The sequence below is a fragment of the Streptomyces sp. NBC_00385 genome (assembly GCF_035917155.1).
Taxonomy (GTDB): Bacteria; Actinomycetota; Actinomycetes; order Streptomycetales; family Streptomycetaceae; genus Streptomyces; species Streptomyces poriferorum.
Map to the genome: position 1 here is coordinate 417,722 of NZ_CP107951.1, position 25,980 is coordinate 443,701.

Genomic DNA, 25,980 nt, shown 5'->3' on the forward strand with positions numbered 1-25,980 from the left:
CACACTCGCGCGCCGCACACGGCGCCATGAGGCTGAGCGGTCATGAACAGTCCGCACCCCGTCGACCCCGCCACCGATGGCCAACAGCCTTCGTTGGATGCCCCGTTGTTGCCCTCCACCGATGAGCACGAGGGCCAGGACCGCGACCACGAATCGTACGAGGAAGGGTTCGAACCGCTGTGAAATCCCCGTCAAGCAAGAGAACCGGCGCCCGGCGCACCACTGTGCCGCGGGCCTGGGCGCTCCTCCTGGCCGCCGGGCTGGCGGCAGCCGGCCTCCCGGCCCTGGCTTCGGCCGCACCGGCCCCGCCCTCCCGGGGACCCGGTCCCTCCGTCGAGCGCAAGGTCACCCAGGACCTGGCCGACGAGGGCACGTCGACGTTCTGGGTCTACTTCAAGGACCGGGCCGACCTGGACGGCGCCGCGAGAATCAAGGACCGGGCCCGTCAGGGGCGCGAGGTACGCGACAGACTGCGGGAGACCGCGCGCACGAGCCAGGCCGGACTGGTCGACGTGCTCAGGGACGCGAACGCGAACCGGTCCGGCGCCGGGCACGCCTACACGTACACCTCCTTCTGGCTCGCCAACACCGTTGAGGTGACCGGGGATTCCGCCCTGCTCCAGCGGATCACGAATCTTCCGGGTGTCGACCGTGTCGCAGCCGACCGCACCTACGCCCTGCCGGAGATGTCCGTCACCGCCGCCGAACCGACGGTCGACGACGTGGAATGGGGTGTGGACCGGATCGGCGCCCCGAAGGTGTGGCAGGAATTCGGCGCCGCGGGCGAGGGGATCGTCGTCGGCAGCATCGACTCGGGGGCGCAGTTCGACCACCCGGCGCTGGTGAAGCAGTACCGCGGCAACAACGGCGACGGCACGTTCACCCACGACTACAACTGGTTCGACGCCGCCCGGGTGTGCGGTGTGATCGAGCGCGTGCCCTGCGACAACGTGGGACACGGCACCCACACGATCGGCACGATGGTCGGCGACGGCGGCCCCGGCGACCATGTCGGCGTCGCCCCGAAGGCCCGGTGGATCTCCGCCAAGGGCTGTGAATTCAGCAGCTGTACGCAGAAATCGCTGCTGGCCAGTGGCCAGTTCATGCTGGCTCCGACCGACGTGTACGGCAAGAACCCGCGCCCCGAACTGCGCCCGCACGTCATCAACAACTCCTGGGGCAGCGCGGACGTGGGCAACGACCCCTGGTTCCAGCAAACGGTCAAGGCGTGGGTCGCCGCCGGCATCTTCCCGGTCTTCTCCAACGGCAACGAGGGGCCGACCTGCGGAACGGACGCCAACCCGGCGAACATGCCGGAGAGTTACGGTGTGGGCGCCTTCGACCCGGACGGGAACGCCGCCTCGTTCTCCAGCCGCGGCCCGTCGGCGTTCGACGACGACCTGGTCAAGCCGGACGTCTCGGCGCCCGGTGTGGCCGTCCGCTCCACGTACCCCGGCGGCAAGTACGCCGTGGGGAGCGGCACCTCGATGGCCGCACCGCACGTGGCCGGCGCCATCGCACTCCTGTGGTCCGCCGCTCCGTCGGTCGCGCGCGACATCGACGAGACCCGTCGGCTGCTCGACGGGACCGCCGTCGATGCCGCCGACGTCTCCTGCGGCGGCACGGCCGGCGACAACAACGTGTACGGCCAGGGGCGCCTGGACGCCTACGCCGCTGTGGCGAAGGCTCCTCGGGGCGCGACCGGCACCGTCAACGGTGTGGTCACCGACGCGGCGAACGGCGAGCCGCTCGCGGACGTCACCGTCGGCCTCCGGGACGGCGAGGGCGGCCCGGTGGGGCTGGCACGCACGACCGACGCGGAGGGCCGCTACAGCATGCCTGCGTCGGTGGGCGGCTACACCGTGTCGGCCTCGGCCCCCGCGTACGACACGAGGACGACGGCTGTCGACGTCGTCGAGGGGAACACGGCGACGGCCGACCTCGCGCTCCCGGCCCGTAAGGGCAGGGTCCTGGACATGGCCGTCGACCGGACGTCGTTCGGGACGGTCCCGATCGGCACGACCGGCGGCCCCATCACCGTCACCCTGACCAGCAACGGCAGCCGTCCCGTCACCGTGTGGTCGGTCACCGACCACGACGGCGCCTTCGTCCACGAGGCCGGCTCCTGCGGCTTCGCGCCGTTCACACTGGACAGGAAGGAGCACTGCACCGTCGAGATCTCCTTCCGGCCGACCGCGAAGGGGGACCAGCAGGGCACCGTCTCGCTGCTCGACAGCGCGACGTACGAACGCCGCAAGGTGACGGTGAGCGGCAACGGAGCCGTCATTCCCGCGCGAACAGACGCGCTGCGCATGCGCGGCGTGGAGCGCAACATGGACACCGCGGTCATCGACCCGGAGGGGCGGTACGCCTACTTCGGCACCTCCAACGCGCAGGATCCGCTGCCCGGCTACATCGCCAAGGTCGATCTGAAGACCTTCAAGCGCGTCGGCACCCTCTCGGTGGGCATCGGTCAGAAGCTCATGCAGGCCGCGGTCATGGACCCGGCGGGGAAGTACGCCTATTTCGCCGTGGCGGCCACTCCCGGGCGCGTGGTGCGGGTCGATCTCGCGACGTTCACCATGGACAGGATCCTCGCGCTCGGCCCGGGCGAGGACAACCTGCGCTCGGCGGTGATCGACCCGACCGGCAGGTACGCCTACTTCGGCACCGGCACCAACCCGGGCCGGGTGGTGAAGGTCGACCTGGAGAGCTTCACCCGCGTCGACGCGGTCACGCTCCCCGCCGGCGAGGACTTCCTCAGCAGCGGTGTCATCGACTCCCGGGGCGCGTTCGCCTACTTCGGGACGCTGACCTATCCGCAGGGCCGTGTGGTGCGGATCGACCTCGGTGCCATGAAGGAGACGGGATCGATCGCCCTGCCGCAGGGGCAGGCCTATCTGCGCTCGGCAGTGATCGACCCGGCCGACGGATACGCCTACTTCGGCACCGGTGAGGGAAGCGGCGGCGGCAAGGTGGCCCGGGTCGACCTCGCGTCCTTCGAGCACGCGGGGACGATCAGTCCGCCGGGCGGCGGACCGTTCTTCTCCGCCGTGCTCGACCCGGCCGGGCGGTACGCGTCCTTCGGCACCCTGTCCCTGCCGGGCCGGGTGGTCAACATCGACCTGGAGCGGTTCGAGGGCGATGGATACACCACCCTGAACACCGGCGACGACGCCCTGATCTCGGGTGTCATCGACCCCCGAGGCGACTACTCCTACTTCGGCACGATGTCCCTCCCGGGACAGGTGGTCAAGGTCCGGACCGGTGCGCGGTACGAGATGAAGGCCTCCGGCAGCCTGGCCTGGGGCGTGCGCTCGGCGGCCCTGACCTGGGACGGTGCGACCACGGACAAGGTCGAGGTCGTCCGCGACGGCAAGGTGGTCGCCACCGTGCCGAACACCGGCCGGTACACCGACCGGATGGCCGTCCGGGGCCGCCCGACGTACACGTACCGGCTCTGCGATGCCGGCAGCCCGCACTGCTCCAACGAAGCCGAGGTCGACTTCACGGGGCCGGGGCACCCGGCCACCGGCTGACGGCTCCACAGGAGGCGCCGCGCGCGAACCCGGTTGTCCGGGCTCGCGCGTGGCCCTTCCGCCCTCTGACACGGCGTCGGGGCCCCGCACGGTCGCCCGCGTGAGCGTCGAAGTTTCCAACGCCGTCACTCCGACAGCACGGCGGCCGAACGCCCGGGTGCACGTCCTGACACGCTGAATGCGCCCCGCGCACCACCCCCCGTCCGGTGAACGCAATACGCATAACACCAGGTCAGGGCCCTCATGCGACCCCCGCGAATTCATCATTCAATTAAATGCGGAAATTCCCTGGCCGCCCCATCTGATTTGCGGGTTCGCATTCCGTGCATTCCACTCGGAACGTACGGCAACCCCATTTCCCACAGGACGGGGCAACACCCATGTACACGACAGAATCCACTGCCACCGACATCGAGCTCGACCTCGACGAGGCGCTCAACCCGGGCGAGGCCGAAGGCTTCTACCGCGACTCCCGCGAGTGCGCGTATCTCGCCCTCCTCGGAGGCGGCTCCGCGCTGCTGCTCTCGCCGCCGACCCCCCGCCCGAAGAAGGGCTAGTCGGTAGCACATGGACCAGTCACATGCTCCGTCCCCCCTCGCGGGTGCCGTGCATGACCTGGCAACAGAGGTGGTCCTCGCTCTTCGGAGCGGGGACCACCTCGCCACGGTTTGCGGCGCGGCAGGAATCGACGAGGACAACCGGACGGGAATCGCCGCGGTACGCGTCATCGGAGCCGATCTGCTACTGCCCAGTGTGCTGCACGGGCATCATCCGCATCCCGGGGACCTCGCCGTACTCCACCGTGCCGTGCGGGAGTTCCCGCCCCGGCCCGATGCCTCCGACGCCGCGGTCTGGAGTCATTGGGGCATGATGTCCGCCCTGCACCGGACCGCGTCGCCGACCGCACCGGGCGCCGACGAACCGAATGCGGCCTGGCTCGAAGGGGCCCCCTGGCAGGCCTTCACCCATCAGCTCTCCGTACTGGCCCCGCTCGCCGTGCCCGCCGCCTCGTCGGCCGTGCACCGGGCCGCCGCCCACCGGGTCGTGGACCTGTCCCGCGGGTTCGTCCGCGCGGTGCGACGGCGCAACTGGCTCCAGGCGGCGGGCGCCGGACGCTGGCTGGCCGCGCTGGACGGCCGGCCCGACAGCCTGGGCCTGGACCGCGGACTCGACTTCGTCGAGCTCATGGGCGGCACGGATCCCCGGGTCGCACTGCACGTACGGGCCGCCCGCCTGATGGCCGAGGGGCGGGCGCGGTGACGGCACCGGTGGCCACCGCCCCCGGCGGTACGGCGGGCGCGGCGCTGTCCGTCCTGCCCGGCGTGCTGCGGCGGTCGCTCGGCTGGGCCGACGCCCACCGGGCCGGCTTCGTGCTTCCCGCGGATGTACTGGAGCCGCACACGGAGGTCAACCGCACGCTCAAACCCCTCGGCGAGCTGGCCCAGCTCTGCACCACGATCAGCCGCAGCACCGCCCCGCACACTCCGGAACACGGGACGGCCGGAGACCTCATCACGTTCGCGTGGGACCAGGTGCGCGCCGGCGACCTGCTGCTGGAACTGCTGCGCGGCGAACCCTTCGCCGCGTACCCGTACGAGATCTACGCGGCCTTCGCCGGATACGGACTGCGCAACGAGGGCTTCGAGCGGCTGGCCGGGACGCTCTGTGCGACCAGGGGCTGGGCGCACACCGAGCAGCACGCCAACCGGGAGCTGGGACTCATCAACTCGGAGCGGCGCGTCGGCGCCGCCCCGCACACCGACGCCGACGACGTGCTCGCGCGCACGTGGCTGGGCGGGCTGTCGGAGCCGTGGATGTTCGAAGGGCCTTCCGGCTACGCGCTGACCCACACCGTTTTCCACATCACGGACTGGTGCTGTGTGCCCGAGCGGATGCCCGCCGACATCGACGCCTATCTGCGGGCCTGGCTGCCGCCCTGGATCGACGGCTGTCTGGAGAGCCGGCAGTGGGACCTGACCGGCGAACTGCTCGCGGTCGCCGCGGCCCTGCCGGGGCCGCCGCCCACGGACCTGCTGGACGCGGCCTGGCCCGCACTCGCCACCGCACAGGCCCCGAGCGGTGCCGTACCGGAGACGGGGCCCACCGCCTCCCCGGCCGAGACGGCACAGGCCGCCTCATCGGGCGGTGCGGACCCGGATCCGTACCCCTTCCTCGCCTGCTACCACTCCACCCTGGTGACCGCGTTCGCCGCCGCGCTGTCCCTCAAGCGGCTCACCGCGCACCGGGCGGATGCCGCCGCAACGGACGCCGGGGCCGCCGTATGAGCCGCACCTGCCTCCGCACCAGCCGTACGAAGGGAGTTGCCGCATGAGCGGCATCCAGCAGATCCATGACGTGGGCGCGCGGGCCCTGGGATGGCTGTACGAGCACCGGGCAGGGTTCCGGCTGGACGACGACCCGCCTCCCGAGGTGGGGGTCCTGGACCGGTTCAAGCCGCTCGGCGAACTGGCGCTCATCAGCAAGGTCATCTTCCGGGAAGGGGTCGCCGGCTCCCAGCAGGCGGCGCTGGCGCGCAAGCTCCTGGACCACGCCTGGCACGAACTCCTGGGCTCGGGCAGCCGGCTGCTCGACGGTCAGCGGCGCGAACCGCTGTGTCCCGTGCCGATGGAGGTCTACGTACCGTTCCGCGAGCTGGGGTTCCGGGAGCCGTCCCTGGAAGCGGCTGTCCGCCTCAACCACCGGCTGAAGAGCTGGGGTGCGCTGGAGGTCGTCCCGGTGCGCCGGCTCGGACTCAGCGCCATGGAACGCCGGTTCGGCCTGGAGCCGAGCATGCCGGCCGACGAGGCGTACCGGCGCACCTGGCTGTCGCGGCGGCCCGAGCCCTGGACCGTCGAGGGCAATATCGGTTACGACATCACCCACACCGTCTTCCATCTGACCGACTGGGGCGCCGATCCGGCCGGGCTGCCCGCCGACGTGGCGGACTACCTCGCCCTCTGGCTTCCGGTGTGGCTCGACGACTGGCTCGACCTCGGGCGCTGGGACCTGCTGGGCGAACTGCTCGTCGTCGACGCCTGTCTCCCGGAGCCGACCCTCGACCCGGCGGCCTGGGCGGGGTTCGCCGCGGCCCAGCAGCCGGACGGAGCGATGCCGGTGATGGGCGGCATGCCGGAAGGTGACGAGGAGTCCGTCTTCGACCTCGTCTACCACCCCACGCTGGTGGCCGCGTTCGCTTCGGCGCTGGCCCTGTCCCGCGCCCTCTCGGACCTCGCCGCCCCGGCCCCCGCGTGACTGCCCCGCACGAAATCCGTCCCGCGAGCACCGGCCCCGTCCACCGGGGCGACGGCGAGAGGGCGCGGCTGCTGGCCGATGCCGCCCGGACCATCGACGCGCCCGACCTCGTGATCGCGCTCAGCCACCGGGGCCGGCGCACCTACCGGCTCGGCGCAGGCATCCGACCGGACGAGGCGCCGCGCTACGAGCTCGGTTCCGCTTCCAAGCCCTTCACCGGGCTTCTCCTGGCCGCCCTCGTCGCGGCGGGCCGGCTGCGGTACGAGGACCCGGCGGCCGAACTGCTGGCCCCCGGCCACCCCGTGCATCCCTCCGTACGCGCCATCACCCTGCGCCATCTGATCACCCACACCTCGGGGCTTCCCGCGCTGCCGGCCGACTTCTACCCGCAGGCACTGCCCCGGTGGTCCACCGCGCCGTACAGTCGCTACCCGGCCGACCGCGTCGTCCGGGCCTTCCTCCGTGCCCGCCCGCGCCACCGGCCGGGCACCCGCTGGCACTACTCGAACTTCGCGGTCTCCGTACTCGGCCACACCCTGGCCGCCGCCACCGGTACGCCCTGGGAGTCGCTGCTCCGCACGGAGGTGCTGGACCCGCTCGGCCTGCACGACACGCGGCTGCGCCCGAGCCCCGGGGCGGGCGACGCCGTGGGGCACCGGCGCGACGGACGGCCGCTGCCCGCGCTGGACACCGGCGGCTTCGACGCCGCCGGAGCCGTCCGGGCGACGCCCTCGGATCTGCTCACGTTCCTGGAAGCGCACCTCCCGGCAACGGCGTCGCCCACGCGTCCGCCGGCCGCCGCGTTCTCGGACGTACGGCGCCCGCTGCTGCGGCGCGGGCTGGGGCACGCCCATACGCACACGCTCACCTGGTTCCGCCATCCGTCAGCGCGCGGTCCGGTCTGCTTCCACGCGGGAGCCACGCTCGGCCAGCAGATGTTCCTCGGCTTCCGCCCGGACACCGGTACGGCGCTGGCGGCGATGTGTACGCGGCGGGTGCACAGGACGGACCCGTTCGTCGCGACGGTTCACGAGTTGCTGACGGAGAAGCTCTGACCGTCGGGCGCCGGTTCCTGAAAAAGGCCAAGGGCCGGTTTCGGATTTCTCCGAAACCGGCCCTTGGCCTACGCCTGTCTCCCGGCGGGACGACAGGATTTGAACCTGCGACGCCTTGACTCCCAGCCGGGTGCGGGTGGTGTATCCGAGCGTCCGCCGTGCGCTGTCGCGCCCGCCGTGTGGTCCCCAACGGGTCCCCGGACAGCAGGACGCGGTCGTCACCGTCGTAGGTGAGGGTGCTGGTGGGTTCAGCCCGTGGGGGTCCAGGACGTGCACGACCTGACCACGCTGCCAACACCTACGCCCCTGCCGGACGTCTGGCCTCCACCACCGACGCCATGACTCCGGCAACCTGCCCGACCGAGCGCTCGCCCGTCTGCACAGTCCGACGATCTCGGCCTTGAACTCCGGCGTGAACGAACGACGGGGGAGCAGGTGTGCGGGGTCGACGGGCGGAATGTATCCGCTGTGTATGCCCGCCTCCTTGAATCGCCGTGTCACCCGACGCAAGACGACAAGGGGAGAACCATGCACAGGAATTTCCGCCGGTCGCTGATCACCATGAGCGCGGTCGCGGCCACCGTGTTCACCGTTCCCACCGCTGTCGCGGCGCCGGTCGCGAACTCGTCGGAAGCCGCCCTTGCCGCACGGCCCGCCTTCAAGATGCCCTTCGAGTGCAACCAGACATGGCTCGGCAACAACTGGTCGGGGCACAGCCCCGCGCACTCGATCGACTGGAACCACTACGACGCGAACGGCACCCCGGACGACCTGGGCCGCCGGGTGTTCGCCAGTGCCGGTGGCACGGTCCTCGAGTCGTACTACTCGACGGGCGCCGGATACGGGAACACGATAGTCATCGGTCACGGGGGCGGCTGGCAGACCCGGTACGCCCATCTGAGGACTCGTTCGGTGGCCGCGGGCGCCACGGTGAACGTGGGCCAGCTGATCGGCGAGGTCGGCAACACCTCGGCCCTCTACGACATCTCCCCGCACCTCCACTACGAGCAGAAGCACGACGGAGCGGTCGTCGTCGCGGTCGTCCAGGGTGTCACGTGGAGCGACTACCTCAGGCGCAACCAGGTCAGCAACAACAGATGCTGACACACCGCCGGGTCTCGGCGGGAGGACCGACCGGCACCCGATGACCCCCTGTGCCAGGTGTGGGTGCGACGGCGGTCGCACCCACACCTGTTTCCACCGGTGCCGCCCAGAGGCTGTCGGGTGGCCTCCTATCCGAATGCGAACGCGGTCCGGTGCGTGCGATTCCAGGGCGGAGAGGGAGGCGGTGCGGCGCGGCGCCGACTGACGACAACACGGGAAGCGTGCGTGCCGGCCACCCGGCCGGAGGCCACCCGACAGCCTCTCAGCGCATGGAGCGGAGTTTGGCGTCCACCAGTCCGGCCTCATCGGGCAGGCCCAGGCGGCGCCAGGTCGCGAGGGATCGGTGGAAGTAGTGCCGCGCGGTCTGCTTGCGGCCGGTCGCGTCGTGCAACTCGCCCAGCAGGCCCGCCACCCGGGCCTCGGCACGGCGGTCCCCGAGCTGCTGCTGCACAGCGAGTGCGCCGATCAACAGAGCCGACGCCTCACCGGCGTCACCCTGTCGCAAGCACAGTTCCGCGATGCTCTGCTGCACGTACGCGGCGCAGTGCAGGTCGGCCAACTCGTCGAAGATGCCGAGGGCTCGCTCCAGCTCGCCACGCGCCGCCTGCGGTTCGCCACGCAGCTCGTGCAGCATGGCGACCCTGCGGCGCACCTGTGCCTCGCGGTGCCGGTCCCCGTCGGCACGGGACAGTTCCAGGGCCCCTCGCAGCCAGCCGTCCGCGGCCTCCGGGTCCTTGCGCTCCAGCCAGACGGAGGCGATCGCGTTGCGTGCCACCGCCTCGCCGTGCCGGTCGCCGTACGCGGCGAAGTCCTTGAGCGCGGCGGTGAACGTCCCGAGCGCGGCGCCGAGATCACCCACGATCCGGTGGACCGAGCCGGAGCCCACCGCGGCGATCGCTTCCCCCGTGGGGTGTCCGAGCTCAGCGAAGAGCGCCCTGGCCCGGTCGAAGGAGGCGAGCGCGTCCGGATACCTGTCCTGGTAGAGATGAAGCTGGCCGAGGTTGCGCAGCAGGGAAGCAGCCCTGACGTCGTCGTGGTGCGGCATGGCGTCGAGCACGAGCCGGTGGGTCCGCAGCCAGTCCCCGTAGTAGCCGCGCATGTCGAAAAAGCCCGCCAGTTCGATCGCCAGGTCGGCGGCCCTGTCAGTCCGCCCGAGCCGGACTGCCGCGCCGACGGCGGCGACGAGGTTGCGGTGCTCGCTCTCGAACCAGTCCACGGGCCGGGCGCGCACCGTGAGGACGACATCGTGCGCCGGTCCGTCCGGCAACCCCCGCTCGTCGGGCTCGCCCAGCACACCGAGGAAGCGGGTGGGCATGGCAGCGTTGGCGGAGCGGGCGAGGGCGGTGAGCGCGTCTATGACCCGCAGGCGCCGCCGCAGCCGGATCTCCTGATTGTCCGTCAGGACGAGTTCCCGGGCGTAGCACCGCAGTAGGTCGTGCATGCGGTAACGGTTCAGGCCGAGACGGTCCCTGCCGACGACTTCGACGAGGTGTTCGTCGAGCAGGGTGTCCAGACCCCCCGCCGTCTCACTGTCGCACCCCGTCGCAACGGCGACGAGCCAGCCCGGGACGGCGTCGTCGGGCAGGTCTCCGAACGTGCGGAAGGCGGTGGCGGCGGGCTCGGGCAGATGGCGGTAGCTGAGTTCGGCGCCGGCCCGCACCTCCAGCTCGCCGAAGCGGACCGCCCCGAGGCGACCGCGCTCGTCGCGCAGCGAGTCGGCCAGCGTGCCGACGCTCCAGCCGGGCCGGTTCACGAGCCGGGCGGCCGCGATCCGTACCGCCAGCGGAAGTGATCCGCACTCGGCGAGGACACGGTCGGCGTCGGCCCCCTCCCGGCGCAGCCGGTCCGCGCCGACGATGGCCCCGAACAGGGCGCGGGCGTCATCGTGCCGCATCAGCCCGAGCGGGCAGGCACGCGCCGGCAGGCCGGGCATCCGGCGCCGCGAGCTGACCAGCACCGCCGAACCACCGGTGCCCGGAAGCAGTGGGCTCACCTGTGCGCTGTCCAGGGCGTCGTCGAGCACGATGAGGAAGCGCCGCTGGGCCAGGCGGGAACGGAACATCGCGGCGCGTTCGCCCGGTTCACCGGGTATCGCACTGTCGATGACGCCCAGGCCGCGCAGCATCTCGGCCAGGACGTCCGCCGGCTCACGGGGGCACTCGCTCGTTCCGGCCAGGTCGACGAAGAGCTGCCCGTCCGGGAACACGTCACGCACCCGGTGGGCGACATGCACGGCCAGCGTGGACTTCCCGACACCCGGCGGGCCCGACACCGCCGCGACCACGGGCTGCCGGCCGGCGGTGGACAGTAACTCCTCCAGGTCGGCGACCTCGACGGCGCGTCCGGTGAAGTCGATTATGTCCATCGGGAGTTGGCAGACGGACACGGGCGTTGCCGCGCGACGGCGGCCGGGGTATCCGTTGACCTCGGCGCCGATGGCCCGCAGCGGCTCGCTCGGCTCTATCCCCAGCTCGGCGGCGATCACCCGCTCGGCCTCGGCGTACGCGGACCGCGCCTCGGCGCTGCGCCCCGCGCCGTTCAGCGCGTGCACGAGCATCCGCCACAGGTCCTCCCGCAGAGGGCTCTCGGTCAGCCGGGACCGCAGGCCGGAGACCAGGTGGGCGTAGTCCCCGAGCCGGAGCCGCAACTCGAGGCATTCGTCGACAGCGATGGACCGCAACCCCTCCATGCGCGTGATGGCCGGGTCCCACACCACGCTGGAGGGCACGTCCTGGAGCACCCCGCCGCGCCACAGCCCCAAGGCCATTTCGTAGGCACGCAGTGCCGCGGCGTCCTCACCGCGGTCGCGGGCGGCGCGGGCCGAGGCGAGATGCTGCTCGAAGAGCAGCATGTCCACCTCCCCGGGCTCGACGCCCAGCGAGTAGCCGGAGGGCTCGGTACGCAGTCCGTCGACCGCCGTCGGGGGCAGCCGCAGGCGCAGCGTCCGTACGTACGTGCGCACGTTGGCGACCGCGGACCGAGGTGCGCCACCTGGCCACAGGACCTCCGTCAGCAGGTCCAGTGAGACGAAGCCGTTCGGCTGGAGCAGCAGAGTCGCCAGTACGGCCCGGGGCTTGGCCCCGCCGATCCGTACCGGGACACCGTGCGCCCTCACCTGGAGCGGCCCCAGAACTCCGAATGCCGGCTCCCCCACCGCTGCCCTCCGTGATTTCGGTAACTTCGGTGCAGCGTAACGATGTTCGAAGCCTCGCCAGACGAAATCCGGATGACGACTCCCTCTCGATCCGTTCAGCGCTCGCCGCCGATCTCGACGCGTGGGTAGGCCGCCCACCCGGCACCGCGCCCGCCAGGGGTACGGCCCCTGGCGGAATGCCGAGGACGTTCCTTCAGGCCCGGTGGTCCTCGCCTGGACCACCGTGAATGCTGCGCCGTGGGGCCGACACGGGCGGCCGGACGCGCGGCTCACTGCTCGCGGGCGGACGCCCGGCTGCGGCTCTCCTGGTCCTCACTGAAGGTGCGGCGCTCCAGCCTGTCGATCACCGCGGACCTCTACAGCGACCCCACCCGACAGGCCGCACACCAGGTCGTCGAAACCGTCGACCAAACCTCACCACGGCCGCACGAGCCGCTGACCGCCTGCCAAGCCCGGGGTGGCTGCGACCCCCTCGCGACCACCTCCACCGCCTCCGCGCAGCCCTCCACAACCTCCGCTCCCCCGCACCACCCACTACCAGCACCCAGGCGAACCAGCCCCGGCCCAGGCGTGCGACCACACTGCGACCACCACGCCCCGGAACGCACGAAAGGCCGCCCTCTCACGGATGAGAGAACGACCTCCGACCTGCGTCTCCGCATGGTCGGGACGACAGGATTTGAACCTGCGACCCCTTGACCCCCAGTCAAGTGCGCTACCAAGCTGCGCCACGTCCCGCTGCCCGCCTGACCTGGGGTTTCCCCTGGTCCGAACGCGCATGAGAACAATACCGCACTTCGACCGGTGGTCACGAACACCTTTCGCCGCTTGACCTCAACCGCGCTTGACGTTGAACGCTGGGCGGCATGACGAACACGACCGCCACGAGGACGTCCGCCTACCGCGACCTGTCCCGGCTGATGAGCCTGATGACCGGCGACGAGAAGCACGGCCCTGCCGCGACCTCGACCCTCGACGCGCTGTGGGTGCTGTACGACCGGGTCCTGCGGGTGACACCGGAGACCGTCGACGCGCCCGACCGGGACCGCTTCCTCCTGTCGAAGGGGCACGGACCGATGGCGTACTACGCGGTCCTCGCCGCCCACGGATTCTTCGACGAGGAGCTGCTGGCGGGTTTCGGCTCGTACGGATCGCCGCTCGGTCACCATCCCGACCGGCTCCTGGTGCCGGGCGCCGAGATCGGCAGCGGCTCGCTCGGGCACGGGCTGCCGCTCGCCGTGGGGAGTGCGCTGGGGCTGCGGGCCCAGGGTCTGACCGGGCCGCGGGTCTGGGTGCTGACCGGCGACGCCGAGCTGGACGAGGGCAGCAATCACGAGGCGATCGCCTACGCGGGTCCGGCCGGCCTGGAGCAGCTGCACACCGTGGTGATCGACAACGCCTCGGCGACGTACGGACGCCCCGGCGGGATCGCGGAGCGGTTCGCGACCGCGGGCTGGTCGGTCGCGTCCGTGGACGGGCGGGACCACGAGGCGCTGTACGCGGCTTTCACCGCGCCGCACCCCGAACAGCCCCGGGCCGTGGTCGCCCGAGTCGGCCCGAAGCAGTAAGTCACACCCCGCGCACGCCTGCCGGGAACCCGCGACGGAATCTCAACGGAAGCAGAGGAACACCCCCATGGACACGATGCGTGACCGTTTCATCGCCACCACCACACAGCTGCTCGACGAGGATCCCCGCCTCGCGCTCGTGCTCGCCGAGATCAGCCGCGACGGATTCGGCCGGGCCGAGCGGGACCATCCCGACCGGGTCGTGAACGTCGGCATCCGTGAACAGCTGCTCGTCGGGGCCGGCGCCGGGATGGCGCTCACCGGGATGCGGCCGGTCCTGCACACGTTCGCGAGCTTCCTGGTGGAGCGGCCGTTCGAGCAGGTGAAGCTGGACTTCGGCCACCAGGGGGTCGGCGGGGTGCTGGTGAGCGCGGGGGCCTCCTACGACTGGCCGGCCGGCGGGTTCACCCACATGGCGCCCGGGGACGTGGCACTCATGGACACGCTGGAGGGCTGGACCGTGCACGTGCCGGGCCATCCCGACGAGGCGGAGACGCTGTTGCGCGAGGCGGCGGCCGGGGACGGGCGGGTGTACGTGCGGCTGTCGCTGCAGTCCAACGACCGGGGGCGTCCGGTCGGCGGGGCGGGCGGGTTCACCACCGTGCGCCAGGGAGCGGGCGGGGTCGTGGTCGCCGTCGGCCCGATGCTCGACAACGTCCTCGCCGCGACGGAGGGACTCGACGTGACCGTGCTGTACGCGACCACCGTGCGGCCGTTCGACGGCCCCGGGCTGCGCCGGGCGGCCGGCGCCCGGGCCACCGCCGATGTGGTGATCGTCGAGCCGTATCTGGCGGGCACCTCGACGGGCGCCGCCAACGACGCGCTCGTCGCACTCCCCCACCGGATCCTGGGGCTCGGCGTGGCCCGCGAGGAACTGCGGCGGTACGGGCAGATGGACGAGCACCTGGCGGCGCACGGCCTGGACCCGCACGGCCTCCGGGACCGGATCAGCGGCTTTCTGGGCGGGTGAGCCGGCGGAGGCGGGGCGGTACCGGCCCATTGACCGCGCGGAAGGCGTGACCCTACCCTGAACAACGCGTCCGGAAAGCGCTTTCTAGACCTCTCGGCACCCACCCCCACAGGGAGCGCCCGTGAACCGTCGCCCTTCGATCCGCGGCGTCTTAGGGAGCCTGTTGCCCCCGCGCGACCTGCTTCCGCTCGCCGCGCTCGCCCTCTGCCCGGTGCTCACGTGCCGCTTTCTGGCGACCTCTCCGCCCCCGGCGCACGCCGCCTCTTCCCGGACGCCGGCCGTCGTTCCGGTCACCTGGCCGCAACCGGCCTTCTGCGAGGCGGAGTGGTTCACGACGACCGGCGGGACACACGGCGGAGCGGTCACCGCGCACCAAGCCGGAGACTCCGGCGGGCGGCGGATCGCCGAGATCGAGGACGGTGACTGGATCGACCTCGGCGTGGTGTCGCCGGGGAGCGTCGACTCGGTGACGGTCCGGGCCGCCTCGGGCGGCATCGGCGGCACGGTCGAGTTCCGGGCCGGGTCGCCGGCCGGGCCGCTGCTGGGGAGCCTCACCGTGCCGTTCACGGGCGGCTGGGACCGCCCCGCGTCGCCGACGGCCCGGCTGACGGGGGCTGTCGGCGGGGTACAGCTGTTCGCCGTGTTCGCCAATCCGGCATGGAGGGCGGGTGCGGCCGACCTCTTCGCCGTCGACTGGTTCCGCTTCGACGGCCCGGCGGCCGGCGGCGGATAGGGGCGCGCACGCGGATCACCGTGCGGCCAGGAGTTCCCCGTACCACGCGAGTGTCTCGTCGACCGTGGCCGTAAGGGGATTGGGCGTGAGCCCGTACGCCTTCTCGATCGCCGAGGAGTCGACTATCTGTGCCTCCGTGTGCTGATAGAACATTTCGGCGTACTCCGCCATGAACACTTCGTCGAACGGCCCGAACGGGCGCGGCCGCGCCACGACGGTCAGATTCAGGGCGCGCCCCACCCGCTCCTCCACCATCGCCAGAATCTGCCGGGTGGTGAGCGCCGGGGCCGTGGGCAGGTGCCAGACCCGGCCGTCCGCGTCCGGGTTCTCGCCCAGGGTCGCGAGCCCCGCGGCGACATCACCGATGTACGTGTAGCTGTGCGGCAGGTCGATGTCGCCGAACGCCGGGACCTCTCCCCCGGTCAGCGCGGCCGGGAACACCGCACCGCCCAGCGTGGAGTTGAGGACCCCCGGTCCGACGAAGTCGGCCGACCGGCCCAGCACGACGCGGAGCCGGCCGTCGGCATGGGCGGCGAGATAGCGGGCGTCCAGCTCCGCCCGCATCCTGCCCTTGCGCGTGGTGGCGTTCCACGGAGTGTCCTCGGTCATCACCGCACCGCCCGTCTCGCCGTACGGATAGAGCGTGTCGAGGACGACGAGGCGGGCCCCCACCGCTTCGGCGGCAGCCATTACGGCCTGCTGGATGCGCGGCATGACCTCGACCTGGAGGTGGTAGCCGACGTTCACGCAGTGATGGACGACGGCCGCCCCCTCGACGGCCGCGCGGGCGCCCTCGGCGGTCGCCACGTCGGCGGCGAACCGGTCGACGCCAGCCGTTGCGGACCCGTGGCCCGACCGGTCGACGAGCCGCACGCGGTGGCCGCGGCGGGCCAGTTCGGCAGCGAGCGCCGTTCCGGCGGGGCCGGCGCCGAGAACGACGTGGAGGTCATGCGTTGCGGTCATGGGTGCTCCTTGAGCTGCGGTCTCCGAGCGGCGCTATTGCCCCTCACTTCCGTTAGACACCGTAACTCTCACTATGAGCCATCGCAAGCCTGACTGTTAGACTCCGTAACTGAAGTGAGCTTGCCTAGCGAAAGGGGCCCGGGATGCCCGAGGCGCAGCAGGGGCCACGGGCCCGGTACCGGGAGCAGACCCGGGCGGAGATCAAGGAGGCGGCGCTGCGGCAGCTCGCCGACGGTGGCGTGGCGGCGCTCGCGCTCACCCGGATCGCGAAGGACATGGGCCTTTCGGGCCCGGCGCTCTACCGCTACTTCGCCAGCCGCGACGACCTGCTGAACGCCCTGATCAGGGACGCGTACGACGACGCCGCGACGGCGATGGGCGCGGCCGCGGCCCGGTCGGAGGCCGCCGCTCACGGCCCGCGCGAGCGGCTGCGCGCTCTGGCGACCGCCTACCGGGCCTGGGCGGTGGGCCAGCCTCACCGCTATCTGCTGATCCAGGGCTCGCCGGTGCCGGGGTACGTGGCTCCCGCCGACACGCTGGAGCGCGCCCGTGCCGCGCTCGGGCCGTTCCTTGCGGTGTTCACGGGCGGGGTGCCGGGGGCGGGGGTGGCTCCGGTGGTGGCGCAGATGGAGGCCTGGCTGACGGCGGACACCGCCGTGGGCGACTGGGTCGCCGCGTACGCGGTGGATGCCGCCGGGGACCCGGCGGCATCGGCTCGCGCGCTGGCCGGCGCGGTGCTCGCGTGGGCGCAGTTGCACGGCTCGGTCGGTCTGGAGACGGCGGGCCAGTTCACGGGGATGGCACACGACGGAAGCAGCCTGCTGGCCGCGCAGACCGACATGCTGGCGGACGCGTTCGCGCTGGCGTGAGCTCCTCCGGGGCGCCCCCGGGCAAACGCCGGACGCCGGACCGGCCTCGATGGCCGGTCCGGCGTCCTCGTGCGGTGCGGGCGTCAGGAGTGGATGAGCACCTGTGAGAGGGCCACCCGGCCCGTTCCGGTGGTCACGATCTTCAGCGTCCGGGTCCGGCTGTCCAGGTCGATCACGGTGGGGCGGAGCGCCTTGCCGCTGACGTGGACGGTGCCGTCGTCCGTCACGATGTCGAAGTCACCCGTGGCGGAGGCGGAGTTGTTCCACACCTCCACCTGCCGGACGTGCCGGACGCCGCCGAGGTCCACCTGCCACCAGGCACCCTCCTCGGAGAGCGTGCGGGTGTCCGTGTTGGTGTCGGCGTCCAGGGCGAGTTCCGCCGCCGCCGTGCCCTCCGTGGAGGACTGCGTGGCCGTGCCGGTGCGCGCGAGGTCGGTGCGCAGCTGCTCGACCGGGCCGCCGCGGGAACCCGCGCGAGCGGCGACGGCGAGCGCTTCGGCGGGCAGCCGGTCCAGACCGGTGAGGTTGTCCGTCATGACGGATCCGCGTCCGCCGAGCGCGGGTGCGGCGGTGTCGGTCCAGTTGCGGCGCGCGGTGTTCTCGATCCCGTAATCCGCCCAGTTGGATACCCACTTGTAGCCGATGCGGGTGATGACGTTCTTCTCGACGGTGATGTGCGAGGACTGCTCGTCGAGGTAGATGCCGTTGCCGTCGCGCTCGGTGTTGCCGTACGCGGAACGGTTGATGTAGTTGCCGCTCAGGACGGTGCCCGGCTGCGCGCCCTGGGTGTAGATGGCACCGCCGTCGTGCTGCTGCCGCGCCACCTCCATGACGTCCGTGATGCGGTTGTTCGTCACCTTGTTGTCGCGTAGCACGGACGTCTGCGCCTCGGGCTGGTTCCAGCCCCAGCCGACGGAGATCCCGGAGTACGGGAGGTGGTCCAGGCTGTTGTGGTCGACGGTCAGTTCGGCCTCGTAACCGGCCCAGATGCCCACCGCGTCGGTGTACTCCACGCCGGTGCGGCTGATGGTGTTGTACGCGACGGTGTTGCGCTCCCCGGCGAGTTCGGCCCCCGGCATCGGCTCGGTGTCGCCGACGTACACCGCGCCCGAGGACAGGTCGGTGAAGGACGAGCGGGTCACGGAGCTGTCCTTCGTGCCGGCCTCCAGGATCGCGCCGGCCCCGCCGAGATGGGTGAACCGGGTGTTCTCGATGCTCACCCCCCGGCCGCCGCGGACGGTGACCGCGGCAGCCGGCTTGGTGTAGAAGCGGCCCGCGTGGTCGACGGGGCCGGTGGCGCCGGTCAGGGTGAGACCGGCCTGCATGCCCGCATAGCCCTCGTCGGTGCCGGGCTGTCGGTACGCCGCATACGCGAAGCCGATCCCGTCGACGGTGACGTCGTGGGCGCCGTCGGCGACGAGCAGCTGTTCGGTGTGCGGAGTGACGGCCTGCGCGTGGCGCATGTTCTCGCCCTTGCGCGGCAGGTAGGTGACCGTGCGGTCCGTCGAGTTCCATACGAACTCGCCCGGCCGGTCCAGAAGTTCGGGGGCGTTCTCGAAGAAGGCGACGCCGCTGTAGCGGGTGGAGTCGACCGTGGTGGAGTCCCAGGCGGGCCCGGTCCGGTCCGTGCCGCTCGCCGAGTTGGTCCAGCAGGGCTGGGCGAACGTCATGGTGTCGCCGCTGACGGCGGCTATCCGGCAGTGGTAGTTGCGCCAGCGGACACGGATGACGGCCTCGGCGTCGGTGGGGCGCTGCCACTGGTCGATTCCGGTGGCGGTGGCGCCCGTCATGCCGGTCGGGGTCGCGTCGCACGTGGCGGCGGCGCAGGCCTCGCCGCGGGCACGGGTCGCGCGCCTGCCGTCGACGAAGAGCTGACGAGGGGTGACGCCTTCGGGGACGCGGGCGCTCCAGGTGCCGTCCGCGTGCTGCCGCCAGCCGGTGATGTCCTGTCCGCCGGAGAGGACGGGGCGGGCGCCGGGTGCCGCTGCCCAGGTGACGCCGGAGTCGGCGGCGCCGAGCTTCAGGGGTTCGTCGAGCCGGTACGTACCGTCCTTGAGCAGTACGCGTACGTCGTGTCCGGTCACCGTGCGGGCCAGGTCGCGGGCCGCTTCCGGGGTGCAGGGACGGGCGACGGTGCAGGAGGTGCCGCGGCCGTCCGGGGCCGCGTACAGGGTGCGGGTGCCGGGTGCGGCCTGGGCGGCCGGGGCCGCGAGGAGCGCGGTCAGGACGGCGGCGGTGGCGGCAGCGGCGGTTCCTCGTACGACGTTCATGGGGCGGTTCACGCAGAGGCCTTCCAGTCGGGGTGGCCGGGCATGGGCGGATTGACGGCTCCGAAGAGCCAGTCGCGCAGGAACGGGTCCACGGACCGGTCACCGGTGATGTCGACGGTGTGCCGGATGAAGGCCTCGCTGGTGTAGGTGGAGTCCTTGAAGCGCTTCACCCACTCACGCATGACCTGGTCGAACGCCCGCCCGCCGATCCGCTGGTTCAGGGCGTACAGGACGAGCGCGCCGCCGTCGTAGATGTTCGTGCCGCCGAGCGCCTTGGGCAGTCCGGGCGGCCCGTCGGCGGCGCGGACCGCGTCGAGCTTCTCGTACGTCGACTTCATCTTGTCGGCGAAGACGGACCAGCCGCGCTCCTCGCCGTACAGGCCCGCGTAGTACACGGCGGGGCCCTCGTTGAGCCAGGCCTGCTGCCAGTCGTTCGGGGTGACGGAGTCGCCGAACCACTGATGGACGAGCTCATGGACCATGGTGGTCTCATAGCCGGGCTGACCGTTGGCGTTGGGTTTGAACCAGTTGGTGGAGAAGAGGGAGAGGGTCTGGTTCTCCAGTGCGTCGGTGTAGCCGTCGTAGATGTGGAGCCCGTAGACGGAGAACGGGTAGCGGCCGAACTTCGCCTCCAGCCAGGCGAGATGGTCGGCGGTACGGGCCACGATCGGGGCGTACGTGTCCTCCTGGCCCTGCGGGACGATGTGCCGCAGGGGCAGGCCCCGGTGGCTGCTGCCGTACAGATAGGTGCCCTTGACGACGGCGATCCCGATCAGTTCGGTCGCCATGCGCTCGCGGAGGGCGAAGTGCCAGACGGCGGAGCCGTCGGCGCGCGGGGTCCTGTGGGTCAGCTCGCCGTTGGCGGTGGCGACGAAGCCCTCGGGGGCGCTGATGTGGAAGGTCCACGTCGCCTTGTCGGACGGGGTGTCGTTGCACGGCAGGAAGGTGTCGGCGCGCGAGGACTGGGCGGCCGAGGCGAAGCCGCCGTCGGTGCCGAACTTCCATCCGGTGAGGCCCAGCCGGGGCGCCTTGCCGTTGCCCCGGTAGCGGATCTCGGTGGTGAACGCCTGCCCGTGGTGGAGCGGGCGGGCGGGCGTGAGGGTCAGCTCCTGACCGCTCTGTCCGGGCGTGAGCGACCAGGTCGCGGGGCGGCCGGCGACGGTGACGGAGTCGATCGTGTGGCCGTCGGTGTCGAGGTTGAAGGCGGACAGGTCCTGGGTGGCCCTGGCGCTGATCTTCACGGTGGCGGTGAAGTCGTACGTCACCGGGGTGAAGTCGAAGGCCAGGTCGTAGTGGAGTACCTGGTAGCCGCCGTTGCCGAGCGTGGGGAAGAGCGGGTCGCCCACGCCGTCGGAGCCGGGCTTCGGGGCGAACCCGTGCGGCCGGGCGGAGGCGGGAGAACCCAGGGCCGGGACGGCGACGGCCGCGGCGACCGCGGCCCCGCCGAGTGCGAGGACCGAGCGTCGTGCGGTCACTTCTTGCCCTTCTGGAAGGCTTCCTCGAACTCGCCTCGGGCCTGCTCGCCGCCCTTGGCCAGGTAGTCCTTGACCAGCTGGTCGTAGGCCGACATCGGCTTGCGGCCGGAGATGATGTCCTTGAGCGCGTCCGACTTGAACGTGTAGAGGCTGCCGGATCCCTTCGAGTCCCAGGTGGGCGAGGAGTACTGGAGCGTGGGGTCCGGCTCCATCATCGGGATCATCTTGGTGAAGGCGTCGTGGACGTGACGGACGCCCTCCTCCGAGTCGGCGCTGAAGACCGCAGGAACGGCGGAGGCCATGAACTTCCAGGGCACGGTGACGTCCTGCGTGCCCTGCTTGGTGAGCGCGGGGTTGCCCTTGGCGTCACGGGTGAAGTCCTTGCCCTCGACCCCGTAGTTGATGAGGGTGTACTCCTGGCTTCCGAACGGCGACGCGGCGAAGTCGGCCAGCGCGAGGACCTGCTTCACGCGGTCTCCGGATGCCTTCTTGATGTGCGTGTTCTCCAGCTTGACGTTGTCCATCCAGGCGACGGCGTCCTTGCCGACCGGGATGAAGGGCCGCGGGTCGAACTTCTTGTTGATGGCCCCCATGGCCGCGATGTAGCCGACGCCCGGCGCCAGGTACGTGGGCATCCCGTCGTAGACGTAGGCACCCTTGCCGTTCTTGAACATGTCCGTGTACTGGGCCTTCTGCGCCCCGGACATCTGGAGGGTGCCCGGGTAGAAGCAGCCCGCCTCGTACAGCAGCCGGGCGGTCTCCACAGCCTTGCGGAACTCCGGCGTCTCCAGGTCGCAGGTGAATTTTCCGGTCGTCCCGTCCAGCCGCCAGGAGTAGGGCGCTCCCGCGGACATCGCGAGCATGGTCGTGGCACCGGCGATGATCGCGTACTGGTCCTTCTTGGGCCGGGTCAGTTCCTTGCAGACCTCGACGAAGCGGTCGAGGCCGGTGATCTGGTCGAGGCTCGTCACACCGACCTCTTCGAAGAGGTCGTGACGGTAGACACCGGCGCCACCGGTGCCGGTACGCGCGATCGGGATGCCGTAGAGCTTCCCGCCGAAGATGGCGGCCTGCCAGGCGCCCTTCGGGATCGCGGCCAGGTTCGGATAGTCCTTGACCTTGTCGCCGGCGAGGTACGGGGTCAGGTCGGCGCACGTCGCCCGGAGAAAGCCGGACTTGTTGTCGACGCCGCCGACCTCGGGGTACATGAAGAGGTCGGGGAGGCTGTCGCTGGCGACCATGGTGGAGAACTTGGTGCCGTAGTCGTCGGCGGGCACGGCGGTGATGTTCACCTCGCCGCCCAGCAGCTTCTCGATCTCCTGCCAGGCGGCGTTCCTGCCCCGCGAGGGCGGCGGCGGGGAGAACGTCTCCATGGTCGCGCTGATCGGCTTCGCGCCCTTGAGGGGCGTGCCCTTCGTGGCCCTCAGCGGCTGGGCGGGGTAGCTGAAGTAGCCCTGCGGGACACCGGCGGCGGTGCCGGCCAGGTCGGGCTTCAGACCGATGTTGCGGACCGCGGTGTCCGGAAGCAGCGAGGCGCTCTTGGCCTCCGCCTTGGCGGTCGTGCCGCCGTCGCCGCAGGCGGCGAGCAGCGGGGCGGCGGCCAGTCCCAGACCGACGCCCGCACCCATGCGGAACAGTGCTCTGCGATTGATGGGGGAAGAGCTCGACACCTGAATCTCCTTGGAAGGGGGAGAGCGGAAGGAAGAAGTGCGGGGAGGTGGCTGCGCTCAGCCCTTGACGGCGCCTGTGAGCACGCCCTTGGTGAAGTAGCGCTGGAGGAACGGGTAGACACAGAGGATCGGGACGACGGCGATCACGAGGACCGCCATCTGGACGGCCTGCTGCGGGGCGAGCACCTCGCCGGCCGACGCGGCGTTCAGGCTCTGGCCCTGGAGGACGTAGGTGCGCAGGACCATCGGCAGCGGCCATTTGTCGGTGTCGTTGAGGTACAGGAGCGAGTTGAAGAAGGCGTTCCAGTACGTCACCGCGTAGAAGAGGCTGATCACGGCGAGGACGGCCTTGGACAGCGGCAGGACGATCCGTACCAGGATGCGGAAGTCACCGGCGCCGTCGACCTTCGCCGCGTCGTACAGCTCCTCCGGCAGGTTCATGAAGAAGGACCGCAGGACGACCAGGTTGAAGGCGCTGACCAGGGTGGGCATGACGAGCGCCGCGTAGGTGTCGTACAGGCCGAGTCCCTTGACCAGCAGGAAGTTGGGGATGATGCCGGCGTTGAACAGCATGGTGAACAGGGCGGTCATCAGGATGAAGCGGGACCCGGTGACCTCGCGGCGGGAGAGCCCGTACGCCATGCCGACGGTGACGAGCAGACTGGCGAGGGTGCCGAACACGGTGATGCCCACGGAGACGAACAGCGCCCGGGTGACGACGCCGCCGGTGAAGATCGTGCGGTAGGCGTCCAGGGTGGGGTGGTCCGGCCACAGGACGAGGCCGGAGCTCTTGATGATGTCGGTCTGTGAGGCGAAGCTCGTGCCGATGACGCCGATCAGCGGGTAGGCGACGGCCAGGACGACCACCACGACGGCGACCGCCTTGGCGGTCGTGCCCATCCGGGTCGGGCGCTCCATCCACGGCGGCCGGCCGTCGGACTTGCGTACGGGGGCGGGGCGGGGTGCCGGTGTGGTGCTCCGGGTCCTGTCGCGCGTCTTCTCAGCGGTCAGCACCGCGGTACACCCCTTCGTGGCCGAGCCGGTGGGCGAACTTGTTCGCGCCCAGCACGAGTGCGGTACCGATGACCGCCTTGACGAGTCCGACGGCGGCGGCGACGCCCCAGTCGTTGTCCTTGATGCCGTGGTAGTAGACGTACGTGTCGAGGACTTCCCCGGCGTCCGGGCCGACCGCGTCCCGCTGGAGCAGGATCTGCTCGAAGCCGACGGAGAGGATCTGCCCGAGGTTGAGGATCAGCAGCAGGATGAGTACGGGGGCGATGCCGGGCAGCGTCACGTGCCACAGGCGGCGCCGGGGTCCGGCGCCGTCGATGGCGGCGGCCTCGTACTGCTGACGGTCGATGTTGAGCAGTGCGGCGAGGATGATGATGGTGCCCCAGCCGGCGTCCTTCCAGGCCACCTGGAGGGTCAGCAGCCAGGGGAAGGCGTCGGGGTCGCTCATCATGTCGTAGCGCGGCAGGCCCATGCCGCCGAGAACGTCCGGCAGCACGCCGGCGCCGCCCAGGATCTGCTGGAAGATCGAGACGATGATGACCCAGCCGATGAAGTGCGGGAGATAGACGACGCTCTGCACGAAGCGCCTGATGCGGTCGCTGGCGATGCTGTTGAGCAGCAGGGCCAGCGCGATGGGCACCGGGAAGAAGAACACCAGCTGGACGAGGGCGATCTCCAGCGTGTTGAACGTCGCGCTCCAGAAGGCCGGTTCGGCGAACGCCGCGGAGAAGTTGGCGAAGCCCACCCAGACGCTGTGCATGTATCCGAGGTACGGCTGGTAGTCCTGGAACGCCACCACGTACCCGAGGAGCGGGACGTAGTGGAAGACGACAAAGTAGAGCAGGCCGGGCAGGGTGAGCAGCAGCATCACCCGGTCGCGCTTGATCCGCTGCCCGAGCGTCAGCCGGCGTGGGGCGGCGTGAGCCCGGTCGGCCGGCGGGGCGGGTTCTTCGACCTGCTTCCGCCACTTTCGCCGCTTTTCCCGCGGCAGCGGGGGTGCTGTGTCAGCCATGGTGCGTCCTGTTCGGCTGGGTGGCGCGTGGTGAGCCTTCTGCGGCCGCAAGTTAGTAAGCGGTTAACCCAAGCGTCAAGAGATCCAGGCAAACGTCTTTGTTTCACGATGCTCTCCGCAAGGAAATCCGCCCCCCGAAGGCCTGAATACCCTCACAAACAGGGCAGTTCGGTGGCTGATGAGCTTGACGGTCACCCATCACGCTCCTTAGCGTGCCGGTCATTCCATAGAACGCGATTACTGTCCGGAGGCAGGGTGCGAACCACCGAAGAGGCGCCGGCTCGTTCCGGCACCGAGGCTGCGGCCCCGCCCGAGAGGCGCCCGCGCACGGTCCTGGTCATGAGCCCCGGGCTGCTGGACGACGTCTTCCCACCCCCTGTCCGGGCTCGTCTGGAGGAGACGGCGGACCTCCTCGACCCGTCCCTGATCAGCGAGTTCGACTCTCCCGACGCCGTGCGGGCACTGGCCTCCGCGGAAGTGCTGCTCACCGGCTGGGGATGCCCGCCGGTGGACGCCGGCCTGCTGGAGCGGACACCACGGCTGCGGGCGGTGATCCATGCGGCCGGCACGGTGAAAACGTTTCTGTCACCGGCCGCCTTCGACCGCGGGATCACCGTCTCCTCGGCCGCGGCGGCCAACGCGGTCCCGGTGGCGGAGTACACCCTGGCGGCGATCATCATGGGCGCGAAGCGGGTGTTCCCGCTGGCCGGGCTCTACCGCGCCCGCCGCACCCACCGCACCGGCGCCGACCTGGACCGGCAGCACTGGCTCGGAACGCACGGCCTGACCGTCGGGATCGTGGGCGCGTCCCGGATCGGGCGCCGGGTGATCGAGCTGCTGCGGGTGGTCCTGGACGCGGAGGTACTGCTGTACGACCCGTACGTGGGCGCGGCCGAGGCCGAGCACCTCGGCGTGACCCGCACGGACCTGGACACCCTGGTGGCCACCAGCGACGTGGTGAGTGTCCACGCCCCGGACACCCCCGAGACGCGGGGCCTCATCGACGCGCGCCGGATCGGCCTGATGCGGCCGGGCACCCTGCTCGTCAACACCGCACGCGGCTCCCTGGTGGACACCGAGGCGCTGACCGGCCATCTGGTCAGCGGGCGGCTCGACGCGGTCCTGGACGTCACCGCACCCGAGCCCCTGCCCGCCGGTCATCCCCTGTGGGACCTGCCCAACGTCTTCCTGACCCCGCATCTCGCGGGCGCCCAGGGCAACGAGGTCGGCCGGCTGGGGGCACTCGCCGTCGACGAGCTGACCCGGTACGCGCGGGGTGAGCCCTTCGCCCATCCGGTGCACCGGGCCGACCTGGGGAGGATCGCATGAACACCG

At 71.2% G+C, this 25,980-nt stretch carries 20 protein-coding genes and 1 tRNA gene; 13 read left to right on the top strand and 8 right to left on the bottom strand.

Annotation, left to right across the window (positions count from 1 at the left end):
* Nucleotides 1–42 precede the first annotated feature (42 nt).
* From OG959_RS01895 to OG959_RS01930, 8 genes are all read left to right on the top strand, one after another.
* Nucleotides 43–183: a hypothetical protein gene (locus OG959_RS01895; RefSeq protein ID WP_326656213.1), complete on the top strand. Its 141-nt coding sequence runs from the start codon at nt 43–45 to the stop codon at nt 181–183.
* A complete protein-coding gene (locus tag OG959_RS01900) occupies nt 180–3,539 on the top strand; it encodes a S8 family serine peptidase (protein WP_326656214.1) in 3,360 nt (1,119 codons plus the stop codon). The genes OG959_RS01895 and OG959_RS01900 overlap by 4 nt, the downstream gene beginning before the upstream one ends.
* A gap of 380 nt (nt 3,540–3,919) precedes the next feature.
* On the top strand, nt 3,920–4,096 hold the full coding sequence (locus tag OG959_RS01905; protein WP_187285003.1) for a hypothetical protein: 177 nt from the start codon (nt 3,920–3,922) through the stop codon (nt 4,094–4,096).
* A 10-nt stretch (nt 4,097–4,106) separates the two neighbouring features.
* A complete protein-coding gene (locus OG959_RS01910) occupies nt 4,107–4,799 on the top strand; it encodes a hypothetical protein (RefSeq protein WP_326656215.1) in 693 nt (230 codons plus the stop codon).
* Complete coding sequence (locus OG959_RS01915; RefSeq protein ID WP_326656216.1) at nt 4,796–5,824, top strand: DUF6895 family protein; 1,029 nt, start codon at nt 4,796–4,798, stop codon at nt 5,822–5,824. Before OG959_RS01910 ends, OG959_RS01915 begins: the two co-directional genes overlap by 4 nt.
* Nucleotides 5,825–5,867: 43 nt before the next feature.
* Nucleotides 5,868–6,791: a DUF6895 family protein gene (locus OG959_RS01920; protein ID WP_326656217.1), complete on the top strand. Its 924-nt coding sequence runs from the start codon at nt 5,868–5,870 to the stop codon at nt 6,789–6,791.
* A complete protein-coding gene (locus OG959_RS01925; protein WP_442805526.1) occupies nt 6,788–7,846 on the top strand; it encodes a serine hydrolase domain-containing protein in 1,059 nt (352 codons plus the stop codon). Before OG959_RS01920 ends, OG959_RS01925 begins: the two co-directional genes overlap by 4 nt.
* A gap of 528 nt (nt 7,847–8,374) precedes the next feature.
* Complete coding sequence (locus tag OG959_RS01930) at nt 8,375–8,950, top strand: M23 family metallopeptidase (protein WP_326656218.1); 576 nt, start codon at nt 8,375–8,377, stop codon at nt 8,948–8,950.
* 262 nt (nt 8,951–9,212) lie between these two features.
* On the opposite strand, the gene OG959_RS01935 is transcribed toward OG959_RS01930, so the two are convergent.
* Both OG959_RS01935 and OG959_RS01940 read right to left on the bottom strand, forming a co-directional pair.
* The gene (locus tag OG959_RS01935) at nt 9,213–12,104 is read right to left on the bottom strand and encodes an AfsR/SARP family transcriptional regulator (RefSeq protein ID WP_326656219.1); all 2,892 of its coding nucleotides are present in this window, start codon (nt 12,102–12,104) and stop codon (nt 9,213–9,215) included.
* A gap of 661 nt (nt 12,105–12,765) precedes the next feature.
* Nucleotides 12,766–12,842, bottom strand: a tRNA-Pro gene (locus tag OG959_RS01940).
* A gap of 128 nt (nt 12,843–12,970) precedes the next feature.
* Between OG959_RS01940 and OG959_RS01945 the strand changes: the two genes are divergently transcribed.
* From OG959_RS01945 to OG959_RS01955, 3 genes are all read left to right on the top strand, one after another.
* Nucleotides 12,971–13,672: a transketolase gene (locus OG959_RS01945; protein WP_326656220.1), complete on the top strand. Its 702-nt coding sequence runs from the start codon at nt 12,971–12,973 to the stop codon at nt 13,670–13,672.
* 67 nt (nt 13,673–13,739) lie between these two features.
* Nucleotides 13,740–14,642, top strand: a complete 903-nt coding sequence (locus OG959_RS01950; RefSeq protein WP_326656221.1) for a transketolase family protein — start codon at nt 13,740–13,742, stop codon at nt 14,640–14,642.
* A gap of 121 nt (nt 14,643–14,763) precedes the next feature.
* A complete protein-coding gene (locus tag OG959_RS01955; protein ID WP_326656222.1) occupies nt 14,764–15,375 on the top strand; it encodes a carbohydrate-binding protein in 612 nt (203 codons plus the stop codon).
* Between the two features lie 15 nt (nt 15,376–15,390).
* On the opposite strand, the gene OG959_RS01960 is transcribed toward OG959_RS01955, so the two are convergent.
* Complete coding sequence (locus tag OG959_RS01960; protein ID WP_326656223.1) at nt 15,391–16,338, bottom strand: NAD-dependent epimerase/dehydratase family protein; 948 nt, start codon at nt 16,336–16,338, stop codon at nt 15,391–15,393.
* A gap of 143 nt (nt 16,339–16,481) precedes the next feature.
* Between OG959_RS01960 and OG959_RS01965 the strand changes: the two genes are divergently transcribed.
* Complete coding sequence (locus tag OG959_RS01965) at nt 16,482–17,207, top strand: TetR/AcrR family transcriptional regulator (protein WP_326656224.1); 726 nt, start codon at nt 16,482–16,484, stop codon at nt 17,205–17,207.
* Nucleotides 17,208–17,290: 83 nt separating this feature from the next.
* On the opposite strand, the gene OG959_RS01970 is transcribed toward OG959_RS01965, so the two are convergent.
* The 5 genes from OG959_RS01970 to OG959_RS01990 all read right to left on the bottom strand — a co-directional run bounded on the left by OG959_RS01970 (nt 17,291) and on the right by OG959_RS01990 (nt 24,645).
* A complete protein-coding gene (locus OG959_RS01970) occupies nt 17,291–19,489 on the bottom strand; it encodes a right-handed parallel beta-helix repeat-containing protein (protein WP_326656225.1) in 2,199 nt (732 codons plus the stop codon).
* Nucleotides 19,486–20,952, bottom strand: coding sequence for a M1 family metallopeptidase (locus OG959_RS01975; protein WP_326656226.1), 1,467 nt, complete (start codon nt 20,950–20,952; stop codon nt 19,486–19,488). The genes OG959_RS01970 and OG959_RS01975 overlap by 4 nt, the downstream gene beginning before the upstream one ends.
* Entirely contained in the window at nt 20,949–22,622 is a 1,674-nt protein-coding gene (locus tag OG959_RS01980; RefSeq protein ID WP_326656227.1) for an extracellular solute-binding protein, read from the bottom strand. The genes OG959_RS01975 and OG959_RS01980 overlap by 4 nt, the downstream gene beginning before the upstream one ends.
* A 57-nt stretch (nt 22,623–22,679) precedes the next feature.
* A complete protein-coding gene (locus tag OG959_RS01985; protein ID WP_219570091.1) occupies nt 22,680–23,540 on the bottom strand; it encodes a carbohydrate ABC transporter permease in 861 nt (286 codons plus the stop codon).
* Nucleotides 23,541–23,622: 82 nt separating this feature from the next.
* Nucleotides 23,623–24,645 (bottom strand): ABC transporter permease, encoded by a 1,023-nt coding sequence (locus OG959_RS01990; protein WP_326656228.1) that lies wholly within the window; start codon nt 24,643–24,645, stop codon nt 23,623–23,625.
* A gap of 339 nt (nt 24,646–24,984) precedes the next feature.
* Between OG959_RS01990 and OG959_RS01995 the strand changes: the two genes are divergently transcribed.
* A complete protein-coding gene (locus OG959_RS01995) occupies nt 24,985–25,974 on the top strand; it encodes a hydroxyacid dehydrogenase (protein ID WP_326666158.1) in 990 nt (329 codons plus the stop codon).
* The last annotated feature ends 6 nt before the right edge of the window (nt 25,975–25,980 follow it).